The following is an 11,402-nucleotide window of genomic DNA, read 5'->3' on the forward strand; positions in this document are numbered from 1 at the left end:
TCACTTGCCCAGAAAAGTTAGTTTTAACTTCTTTATTTAATAACTCTTCCCAATGCCAGCGTACGGTTTGCTCAACTGCTGTAGACTTGACAGTGCGGACACCAGAAAGCACTTCAATCAGATAACTACTTTCTTTTGCGATCGCATGAAAGACTTCCCGAGAAATTCGTTTTAAAAATGGTGTATAAATCAACGCCAGCAGGAAAAAGGGTGGTACAATTACTAAGATTAGCAGCGCCAATTTCCAACTGTACCAAAACATCAAACCCACATAGATAAAAACTGTTAGTAAATCTAGCAGGATAGATAACGCCTCACCGGTGAGAAACCGCTCAATTTTACGATTTTCCTGAATCCGGGAGGTAATATCTCCGACAAAACGAGACTCAAAGAAACCTAAAGGTAATCGCAAGGTATGGCTAATAAACCCGACAATCAGTGCTAGGTCTACCTTATTTGCGGTGTGGTCAAGCAAATATTGCCGCAACCCGGTAATCGCAACCCGGAACAGACTAAACATTAGCAATCCTAACCCGACAGCGGTTAGGGTGAGGGTGCTCCTTTGCACCACCACTCGGTCTAAAATTATCTGGGTAAATATGGGTGTAATCAGACCAAATATCTGGATAATTAGGGAAGCAATAAACACCTCCAGCAACACGAAACTGTGAGGCTTTACCAACTCAAAAAATTGCCATAAAGACGTCTTACTCTCTTTGGTATCCTTCAGGAGTGCTGTAGGTTCCAGTAGCAGTGCATAACCAGTCCAATCTGCTTTGAATTCCTGGTGGCTCAGAGTTTTTTGACCAATACCAGGGTCAGCAATTACCACATGCTTGTTGGTGATTTCATAAACAACAATAAAGTGTTTTCCTTCCCAGTGGCTGGGGGGGCGACGATAGCGATTGAAACGATTGATACGTCAAGAGTGTAACGATCTGTGGTAGAAAAAGATAGGTCTTTCATTGTCAATAAGACCTATCTGTTGAAAATGTTACCCTTATTATATCAAAACCATCTAAAATTTAAACTAAAGGATCGTAATTATATTTTAGCAAATATTGTAGTTATTCTACTACAATCAATCAAAAGAGAAAGCCATTGAAAAATTAGCCAATGCTTTACCTCTTGGAATAAACTTTGAAAGTATAAGAAAAAGACTACAGCGCTTTTTATCTTTGCCAACTTTAAATTTTGAAAATATTTGGTTTCCTATTCTATCTAATTTACTATAAACATATTTTGTTCGCGTAGCGTCGGCGAACGCCGAAAAAAATGACCTAGTTTATATAGCAAGTGATCGGACAAATTGGGGTAAAATAAACCTTTTAGTAACTAGCCTGATTTGGGACAAAAGAGCTTTTCCAGTTTACTTTACTTTGATGCCAAAATTAGGCAGTAGTAATTTTAAGGAACAAACAACTCATATATCAAAAATAATGCCGATTTTTAAAGATTATAGAATCTGCCTATTGGGAGATAGAGAATTTTGTTCTGTCAGGCTGGCAAACTGGTTGTCACAAAAGGATGCAGACTTTTGTCTACGTCTTAAAAAAAATTAATTTATTGAAATTGAAAAAAAAAATTTGGACAGATTTAGATTCTTTAGAATTAGTCCCAGGAACTTCGTTGTTTTTTAAAGGAATCAAAGTTACGAAAACTAAGGTATTACCCCGTTTTAATTTGGCCGCAAAATTGAAAAAAAATATTTCAGGATTTGCCCCAAAATAACCCTGGTTTATTCTCACAAATTTAAAGTCGTTAGACTTGGCAATTGCTGCTTATAAAAAACGGTTTAATATTGAGCAAATGTTTAGAGATTTTAAAACAGGTTGCTATAACTTAGAAGACACTAATGTCTCAGATAATCGGTTGATTTCCTTAATTTTATTGATAACAATAGCTTATACTTCTGCTACTCTTCACGGACAAAAAATTAAACGTAAAGGAATTCATAAATATGTTGGTAGAGTAAAAGAATCTGGTCGTTTACAAAGACGACACAGTAGTTTTTATATAGGCTTACATGCTCAAACTTGGGTCAAGTTTAGTTATTAACTTATTGATTTAATACAATAATTAATGAAGCTTAATCGTAATAAACAGAAGTATTATTTACGAGGAATGAGAGCTAGATCGCTTGCCCTGTCTGCTTTATAACTATTTTCGTCACCCCCCCAGTCCCAGTGGACAATAGCAGGTAGCTGTTGTTTTGCCAGTCGATCCAGACTAGCTTTCACCGGTCGAGTGGAAAAGCCAATACTTTCGGCAGCCGCTGATAGTCCCCGCAATGAAGCGCCATTACGGTCGGCATTAGAGATATCTCGCAAGCGGTTAACACTGAATCGTTTCCCCCAATAACGACCGATCATCACCAGACAGGCAGCACCGCAGTCAGAACCACTTTGTTGGGCAAAAAACGGATAGCGTCGGATCACTCGCTGCCACAAATGACCAACCCTTTGAGTAGGGCTAGGAAAGTAAGCTTTCCTAACGGTTTGCTTGGGCTTTTGGTCTCCTGAGGTGGGGATATCTTTCTTCTGTCCCACTCCCGCACCTTCCGTTATTCTCCCTTTCTCCCCCTCTCCCAAAGCACTCTCCGACGGCATCAGCAGGGAATTTTGCCCTTGAGCCTGACGATAAAAATGCTCGCGAATTTGGGGATGTTTACTAATTAGGGGAAATAACAGTTCCGGAGTTAGATAACAGAGCTTGGTTTTGAGGGAAGCTCTGGCTGAGTAAGGCTCAAAAGACTCTTCTGGAAAGAAAGTACACTCCCCAAAGGAAGCTCCAGCTTCTAGATTGGTAATTAACTCCCCCGCGCTATTAATCAGTCTGACCTTTCCGGAAATCACAATATAGACGCCAGCCTCGGCGTCTGTTGACTGCCAAAATTGACCTACCGTTGGCTCGCGATATTTTATTTGTTTGAGACAGCGTGATACCTCTAGTTCTGAAAGAGGATGCCCTAGAGTATGGGCGAGCTGCTCAGGGGAAATCAGTGGATTAGATGTAGATGTATGTCGAACCATCATCTTATGCCATGTTGCTGGGATTGAATAACCAAAAACTATTGGATTCGGAGTTATTAGCGGATTTCAGGTCAGAAATTAAGATGCTGTGACCATCGTTTTCCCGTCCGTTAGGGGAGTTAACCTTTCTCCGTGTTGGTATAGTCGATAATCCCATCTCCTTGAGCAATCGTTGTAGGTGGGGATTGCTGACTTCAATCCCCAATTCTTTTGCCAGATGTTTGTTCAACCAATTCACTGTCCAGCGCTGAAAGGAATAACCATAATCCCGGGGACTCTGGTTAATCAGTTCTTTCAAACGGTCTAAATACTCGTCATTGACTGCCTTGGGGCGACCAATGGGACAATCCTGCCATTGGTGAGCCATCCCACTACGAGCGATATGCATCCAATGTCTTACTGTTGCGGCACAACACCCCAAGGTTTGACAAATTTCCGTTTGAGATTTGCCCTGATCTGCCAATAACATAATTTGAATCCGCTGACGGTAGGACTCATGTAAATCCTGTTCTAGGCTTTTTTGGAGCAGTTTGCGTTGGAAGGCTGTTAAATAATGACTTTGATAAATTTTGGCTTCTGTATCTTGAGCGTTATTCATATCAATCTGTTTTATATTTACCACAGCCCTAAATTGGGCATTTTTAACATTGATTGAATCTGTAACACCAAGGTTGCTTGCTGCAGATGGTATAGACAATTTATCCTGATTTTTGGGTAAGTTAAAACAAAGCAGACCTATACTCCGTCGAGATTAACAACTGGAGTTTTTTTTGTCGTCAAAACTATAGGTCACCAAAACCTATAGCCCTGGGCGATTGGGCTTAGAAAAGGTCGGATCAGGGAACAGGAAACAGCAGCAAAGATCGATACAGCGTGGTCTTGGGTATTTCATCCATCAACCACTATATCAAAAGGATCGGAGTATTTTTTGATGTTATGAGCAATGAGCATTGGGGTTAATGAGCTTAAGCATTCAGCTATCAGCTATCAGCGGTCAGTAATCAGCTATCAGCTATCAGCCTATGGGATACGTCCCAGCCTCGTTCGCACAGCGTGGCCATTCACGTAGCGTGGCCAAAGGCCAAGGCCAAAGCCTGTGCCAAGCTACTTGATGTGCTATAAGCTCAAGGCTGACGGCACTTCAAGTAGCGTGAGCTAAAAGCTGACGGCTGACGGCTGACGGCTGACGGCTGACTGCTTACTAATGAGCTAGAAACCCTATATAGACCCCAAGACTTAAGCGATCGCAATCAACTTACAGTTCCAAGACAGATAGTTTTAACCTTGATTTAAGTAATTATTCGTTCAAGAATAGTTGAATCAACTCTTGGTATTGATGTCTGAATTATATCTCACAAACAATTATATAACTAGTCTGATCAAAATAAACCTTTTACCATTAATCAATTTTCCAAACTTTCTTTACCATATTTGAACCAACCCGATGGAATAAAAATTTACAAAATCAACATAATTTTTAAAACTTTGCTCCGACTACTTATCACTACAATAGTGGTTATCTAAAATTTATCGCTTTCACGAAATAAAAATTTACTAAAATTTTAACTCTATAAAGCTTTGATAAAGCTTGCATAAAGCTTTGAGCAAAAAACAATGATAAAAAAATAATTATCAGATCAAATTCCATAGTTTATCCCTTTATCCACAATGGATGTAATCTGTAATTATCGGGGGATGGGAATTAGGCACTAGCCAGGATCAATGCACCGATGAAGTGAGCACCACTGAAGGCTGACAAGGCTGCTTGTCACACCTGAACGCTATAGCTAGTTTTTTGATTGGAGTGGAAGCCTCAGTTAATGCATTTCCCTGGGTAAGACTTTAAAGGTGAAGGTCATAGTTCACCATTTGCCACATGAGCTGAGTGTCTTGGTCGGCGAACCATGACGATGGCTGCAAACTGCTACATGTATAAGCCATGTTGAGTTGGTAGTAACGGCTTAATTGGCTATTATTCCTTAATAATAGGTAATGCTGACAGTACCCTTTTGGGTACTGTTTCACTGCACTTTCTGTGTGAAGCCAATATGCATGTAAATTTCAGTCCGAGCCACTATTGATGTGTAGCCGTAATCGGCCAGAATTGGGATGAAAACCTCTCTGGGTAAGGGAAAAAGGTCAATTGCCTGAAAGTGAATACTTAATGATATACGCCTCCAAGGTGAATCGCCCTCCCAATCTAGGTTGATCGCTCATTGGAGTGTAAGATTTTGTCAAAGTCCCGCTATCTGGTATTTGATTAATGACTATAACTCATCCTTACTGGTTTAGGACTACCAAGACCATTAAGCTTTATTGGTTGTCTTCATTCTAATTAATCTCTCCAAAAATCCAATTTTTATACAATTTTATGTAAAGTTTTGTAACTAATATAATCAAAATCAATGGTCATGACCCAGGCAAATGAAGCTATGATGGCTAAACTAAACCACTATGATGATTAAATTCAACATCTGGAGTGGGCTTGGGGAGAACTGGTTGAGCAAATTTTGCGTTCGCGTAGCGTGACCTACGGTCAATCGCCTTTGGCGGGCTCTTCGAGCCATCGCATAACCGTTATCGCCCAGGGGAGTCTCAATCTGCTAAATTAATTTGCCACAAACCATACCAATTCCTAACTGCCAACCATACTGTAGACAGCAATCCCGCCATGCTCAAAGTCAAACCACTGTAAGGCTAACTGTTGATACCTGACGGCTTATATTCACTTTTTTTACTTATCGACTTGTAGAGATCATCAAGCATTTTATTTACCTCTGGAGTTTGGGAGGTAAAACGAATATAAAACCCTAGATTTTATGTTTCAAGTGACGTAACTTTAGCATAGATATCATCACTATATTCTGCTTGATATTGATTTAATATATTCAGGCTTATATTACTTAGCTCTACCGGTAAATACTCTCTTATTATCTCATAGGAACGCACTTTCGATCCCTTAGCTTAAAGCTGAACTAAACTTCCAAGAAAAAGATTTTTGCCGATATGCTTTTCTTCCAAAATTTTGTAGGTGAGTGGGATGGTTTTAGGAAGGGTAAAAAAATTCTCGTCTTCTTGAGGTATAAAGAGATTGTAGTCATCACCAATACCCACAACGTTATAGATAGTAATTGGCTGTTTAACCCCTTTTGGTTGTACCTGTTTGTCCCCGTGAATTATCACGATTGACTTAACCTGTTCAAAGGTGGATTGTGAAATCAAAATTTGACCACCTATGCTATAGGATTCAATACGATAGGTTAAGTTTACTTGGCTACCCACTACACTGTAATCGGTGCGTTTTTCCCAGCCAATATTGCCCACCACAACATCACCTGTGTTGATACCAATACCCATTTCTAGAGGTGGATAGCCCCAGGCATGCATCGTTTCGTTGACAGGAACCATTGCCAATTGCATCGCCACAGCACAAGCAACTGCGCGTTTTGTATCGTCTTCTCTGGCCGTGGGAGCACCAAATAAAACCAAAATTCCATCACCCATGAACTTATCAATGGTTCCTTGGTATTTAGTAATTACCTCTGACATATGTTTCAGATAGAGGTTGAGAATTTGAAGCACTTCTTCCGGAAGCAATCGTTCGGATAGCGCTGTAAATCCTCTTAAATCAGAAGTTAGTATGGTGATAGTTTTGCGCTGGCATCCCAGTTTCAATTCTTCTGGTTTTTCCAGTAAATTATCTACTACTTCCTTACTCAGGTAACGCCCAAAAATCAGGTAACGCCCAAAAATTTTACTAATAATTTGATTACTTTTTTCTAAATCTTGGTTAGCTTCAGCCAACTCAGCCGTGCGTTCCGTAACCCGCCTTGTTAATTCCTTTGCAATTTGACGCAATCTACCGATAACTAGAATTAGCCCTGAGAGTGCCAACACAGATAGTCCTCCTAAGGTGATAAATGTACTCCTCAGACCCATTTGTGTGTGTCCCACAAATTTGTCTAGAGGCTGAATAATTTTCAAAACACCTCTGACATCTCCTACTTTCCAATCCATCTTGGGACTATCCGGATGGCTGTTATGACAAGCAATGCAGCTAGACTCCATAATTATGGCTTCTGCATATCGAAATGAAGAACGACCTTGGATTTGCTCTTGGCGAAAAAATGACTGAGTGGGATATTTTCTCAAGAATCTGAGTGCATCCCATTCAAAATCATCTTTCGGACCCCCTTCAGCTTGTCGATTGGGAAAGGGATAATCACTGTAAAGCCTGATTAAAGCTCCCGTATCATTGGCACTAATGCGCGAACCCAGTTCTATCACATAGGTGGCTGGATTAGGAATTGCCCCTTTTTTGGTAGTGTAGTTATGGGTAACAGTAATTCCATCAACAGTTTTAGCACGACTAACCACCTCAGTACTGTAGAGGTTACGTGCCTCATTAATAACTTGAGCAGATAAGGTTGAATAGTCTAGTGCGTGGGATTAAATTAGATCCATGGAGAGACGAGACATGCTTGAAAGGGCAATTCCCACTCCCAGGCAAAACATGATTGTTAGAACTAGGATTATTCTCTGAAAAATTAGCTTTAATAACCAGTTCCAGAATTTAAAAATTAGGTGTAGCATCCCATAGAAACCCTAACCGAAAAGCGTTTTATTCAAAATCATTTTCACCTCTGGTTGAAAAGACAATCTCAAAGGTGATAGTTATAGAGTTCCCTGAAATGCTGCCAAAACCTAAATTTTCCTTCCAGAAGGACTAATACCTAATAGTTAATCAAGCCAATTTGAAAAATCCTGGGAAAATTGCTCAAGAGACAACAACTGAATTCTCGGGTCATTACCAGCAGATTCTTGCTCAGCTTTGGTATTGTAGCCCCAATCAGCTAGATAGAGTTTGACCGGTTTAAGGTCTGGCTGCTGTTGCACAGATTGAAGGGTCTTAAGCCGATCTTCCACAAACCATAGTGTTACGGCTTCCCCTGGAAAAGTTTCAATTAATTGTCGTAGGGTTTGATGTTTGGGTCGTTTGGACTCCTTGCCAATAATTCTGTCTTGTGGTAATTTAATACCTTGTTGCAGCAATAGTTGTTTGATGAAGCGTCCTTCTTTAGTAGAAACAATATATACCTGTGTGGTATTTGTGGAAAGTATTTGCTCCAATCGCTCAATCACACCGGGATAAAATTGGTGTAGACTCAACCAACCATCTAAATCGGTAGTAATCCATTTATCCCGAATCGTGTCTAACTGCTTGGCTGTATCGGTTCTGTCTAAGGTCTCAGAATTAACGATAGACTGGGCAACTGTTGACCAATCCTGCAAAATCTCGTCTTCTGAAATACCGAGAATCAGCGCGTGAATCAATACTGGCATTTCCCAGCCGGTTTCGATCACAGGTCGTAAGCGGTAGAAGCTAGGTGCTAAATTCTCGGGTGGTTTTTGACTGCCGGGTTTCCAAATTTGACAGTATGTACGCCACGCCGTCTGAAAATACTCTAATAGTCCGTTACACAGAACACCGTCAAAGTCGAGAGCAAGAATTGTGGGTACCATTTCACTTGATCAATACTTATGAATACTACAAATTACTATACTCAAGATTAAGGGAAAAAAGTCAAAGATTTTACCTTTACATTTTCCCCTTAATCTTTACCCTTATTCAAGAATAGATAGCAATGTTTAAGTGAATTGGTATAATTTTATAGCACCCTATCAAGTTATAGTATCTATGCCACTCCAGCAAATTTAAGCAGATTGAGCTTTGCTCACGCTACGCGATGAAGCGTTCGCGAAGCGTGGCCAAAGGCCTCAGCTTCCGCGCTTATGCGATCGACAATACCAAATTTTCCTGGATGTGAACCCAGTGTTGGTGTCCAATCTGGGTCTTGATTTAGATAAGACATACGGTCTCCCTGCAGCAGACCAATAAAAACTTCTGCTACAATCCGAGCACCTACAGATCCTAAGGTTTTACCACCAGCTCGCGCTATCTGCTTCCCTGAGAATATAGAACCACAGGGGTGTTCTACGGGCTAAGACAGAACTAATTTCAGTCACATCTGCCAGTTCCTCAGGACTAAGGGCTTGAATCCGTTCTTAGATAGAGTCGGCCATGTCTGGTCATTGCGTTTCCTGTGTGTTGTTTACTAGTTCTTTGAGTATGGATTTCGCCACCAGCTTTGGACAGTACCCGTGTGGGTACCTTTTTTGACAAGGCCAACGTCATGTATGCAAAAGTCCCTCTTTGGTCAGAGTTTCAGAATTTAAAGGTGAGGGACTGCTGGCTTGGGAAATATGCGATTGGCCTACGGCCACGCTACGCGAACGCATTACTCCCTAAATTACTAACTCACTCTAGCGCTATATATAAGTGAGGAGCTCTCAAGGAATAAGCGCGTTTTCATTTCACCTGAAAATGCTATACTTGTTAATCCAAACCAGTATTCCTCCTCAAGGAACCATAAAAACTAATAGGAGTCACCACCTAATCCAGGGTTTTTGAGATCAAGTTTTTTGATGATCCCTTGTCCTGTAGCCATCACAATCCTGATTCAAGGATGACATGTTAGTAAAGGATAAAGGTAAAGGGAAATTTTTTTGGTTCATCCCAGGTTACTGTAACTCTAAATCTTGACTATTGGTCAGAGCAATAACTGGAAAAACGCGCTTCCTGGTAAGTTATTCCAGCCTAACAGATGGGGGAATAAAATTAAATCAAAATTGGCCATAAACCTAAATTAGTCTTTAACTTGAGTAAACCTCCCAAAAAATTGCCAAATATGGATTTTTTTTAAATTAATTTAAGCGTTATCAAATTGCATAACTGAGTAAATACTATCAACCCATGTTCTTTTGCACAAATCAATGACGACAGCTACAGCTACATAAATTTAGGGTTTAGATCACCAGACCTATTCCCTAGGTATACCAATGGTAATACATTATGATCCCATTGGATAAATTCTCAAGGGATTTGTTCGTTGTAGACTAGAACGAATTTTAGCGAATCCATTTTTCATCAATTACCATAAATAAAATAAGAGCTATAATAAACTTAGAGGTACAAAATGAATACTTGGGTAAAGTCAGAAGCTGCGTACCTAGAAAATCATCGCCCGTGGTACGAGGGACCTCATGGCACTTGCAATCTCCTCAAACCCACTCTAATCCACATGGGAGACGATAAGCCACTTCATTTGATGTTCCCTGTCCATTGGAATGAAGCTATAGATGCCTTACCTCAAGCTAAAACAATGGCACGGCAACTCAATGGGTTCTTAGTACTACTGCTTTATGGACAGGCATCTGACCAAGAAATTCAATCCTTGGTACTAGAATTAGCAGAAGCCCAAGTTCTCCCCCTATGGCTAGGTTGGCAAAATAGGAAAAGGTTCGACCGCATTGTAGCAATGCTTTCCAATCATTCTGAGCTTAATTGATGTCAGTGCATATGATGTCAGTGCATATGATGTCAGTGCATAGTCAGGGTGCATTCAAGCAATTCAGCATTGATCTTGACAGTGCTTGCATGCTTTGTGACGATAATTCTTTAAGAATCAGACCTTGAATTATTGAAGCAATAGAATTATTGAAGCAATCCACATGAACATTATGAACAGACTAGAAACACTCCAGCTGAGGTGATTAGGGCTTTTATTAAAACATTACGTGTTAAGATTCCGGTTTGACTGGAAAGAAAAGCTAATGACTAACCCTTGATATGACTTAACTATCAATATCTAGGAATTAGCCATTACCAAGTTTTTTTTGATAGCTATCTGATCACGACTACTCGAGTGAGGTTTTTGGTGACCGTCTTTCCATAGCCTTTTTTACAGTGACCATCTGAGACATAAGATGCTGAATTTTAGTGTAGAGTTGGTCAAACTCATCACGATTAAGGGGAGTTGGTTTCATCTGTGGCTCCTGAGAAGCATTGGGTGGAGCATAGGCTAGAAATGATTGCACCGATGGAAACCTAGCCGTAGCTGCTCCCACGTCCAAGTCAGGTTTAGTGGGGGATTGAGTGGATGGTTCATGATCCACTGTTTGATTGGTAATGATTACAGGTTCAGTTACCGACTCAGTTTCGGCAATCGGATGGTAGGTTTTGAGCAAGGGTTCGGAAGTGACTTGCTCAAGATTGCTAATGGGCTGGTAGTTGTCGTTCAAAGATAGTGAAGTGTCTTTGTCTGAGGTAAACTCCTTCAGTCCAGAAGCGTCTAACCTAGAGTCTGATAGCTGAAGTGTCTCTAACAATTCCTCCTTTTTCCTGAGATTTTCCTCAAGACCCGATAACTGTGCCTCTATATCAGACCGGTTGCGGTCAGCGGAGCGCCATCCGGTCATCGCCACTGTAGCAGTTCCTACAGTCAGACTTAGTAGCGCTGCTAAGCCCAA

Annotated in this window: 8 protein-coding genes and 1 pseudogene; 2 read left to right on the forward strand and 7 right to left on the reverse strand. The window is 40.6% G+C overall.

Annotation, left to right across the window (positions count from 1 at the left end; translation table 11 throughout):
• A partial coding sequence (locus tag F6K49_RS29375) for an ABC transporter transmembrane domain-containing protein (protein WP_293102315.1) occupies positions 1-832 on the reverse strand: 832 nt, incomplete at its 3' end.
• A gap of 159 nt (positions 833-991) precedes the next feature.
• On the opposite strand from F6K49_RS29375, the pseudogene F6K49_RS29380 reads away from it, so the two are divergent.
• Positions 992-2,160, forward strand: a pseudogene (locus tag F6K49_RS29380) (IS4 family transposase).
• Here F6K49_RS29380 and F6K49_RS29385 read toward each other — a convergent pair.
• The 5 genes from F6K49_RS29385 to F6K49_RS29405 form a co-directional block, all read right to left on the reverse strand.
• Positions 2,112-3,035: a cysteine peptidase family C39 domain-containing protein gene (locus F6K49_RS29385; RefSeq protein ID WP_364303586.1), complete on the reverse strand. Its 924-nt coding sequence runs from the start codon at positions 3,033-3,035 to the stop codon at positions 2,112-2,114. The pseudogene F6K49_RS29380 and the gene F6K49_RS29385 sit on opposite strands and share 49 nt — an antisense overlap.
• Position 3,036: 1 nt before the next feature.
• Entirely contained in the window at positions 3,037-3,729 is a 693-nt protein-coding gene (locus tag F6K49_RS29390) for a helix-turn-helix domain-containing protein (RefSeq protein WP_293070164.1), read from the reverse strand.
• A 2,267-nt stretch (positions 3,730-5,996) separates the two neighbouring features.
• Positions 5,997-7,409, reverse strand: a complete 1,413-nt coding sequence (locus F6K49_RS29395) for an adenylate/guanylate cyclase domain-containing protein (protein WP_364303588.1) — start codon at positions 7,407-7,409, stop codon at positions 5,997-5,999.
• A 363-nt stretch (positions 7,410-7,772) separates the two neighbouring features.
• Positions 7,773-8,555, reverse strand: coding sequence for an HAD family hydrolase (locus F6K49_RS29400; protein ID WP_293102319.1), 783 nt, complete (start codon positions 8,553-8,555; stop codon positions 7,773-7,775).
• A 212-nt stretch (positions 8,556-8,767) separates the two neighbouring features.
• Complete coding sequence (locus tag F6K49_RS29405) at positions 8,768-8,905, reverse strand: hypothetical protein (RefSeq protein WP_293029453.1); 138 nt, start codon at positions 8,903-8,905, stop codon at positions 8,768-8,770.
• Between the two features lie 1,164 nt (positions 8,906-10,069).
• Between F6K49_RS29405 and F6K49_RS29410 the strand changes: the two genes are divergently transcribed.
• Complete coding sequence (locus F6K49_RS29410; protein ID WP_293038788.1) at positions 10,070-10,441, forward strand: hypothetical protein; 372 nt, start codon at positions 10,070-10,072, stop codon at positions 10,439-10,441.
• A 349-nt stretch (positions 10,442-10,790) separates the two neighbouring features.
• Here F6K49_RS29410 and F6K49_RS29415 read toward each other — a convergent pair.
• Positions 10,791-11,402, reverse strand: a 612-nt coding sequence (locus F6K49_RS29415) for a hypothetical protein (RefSeq protein WP_293102322.1), incomplete at its 5' end; no start/stop codon positions are given.

This window comes from Moorena sp. SIO3I6 (assembly GCF_010672095.1).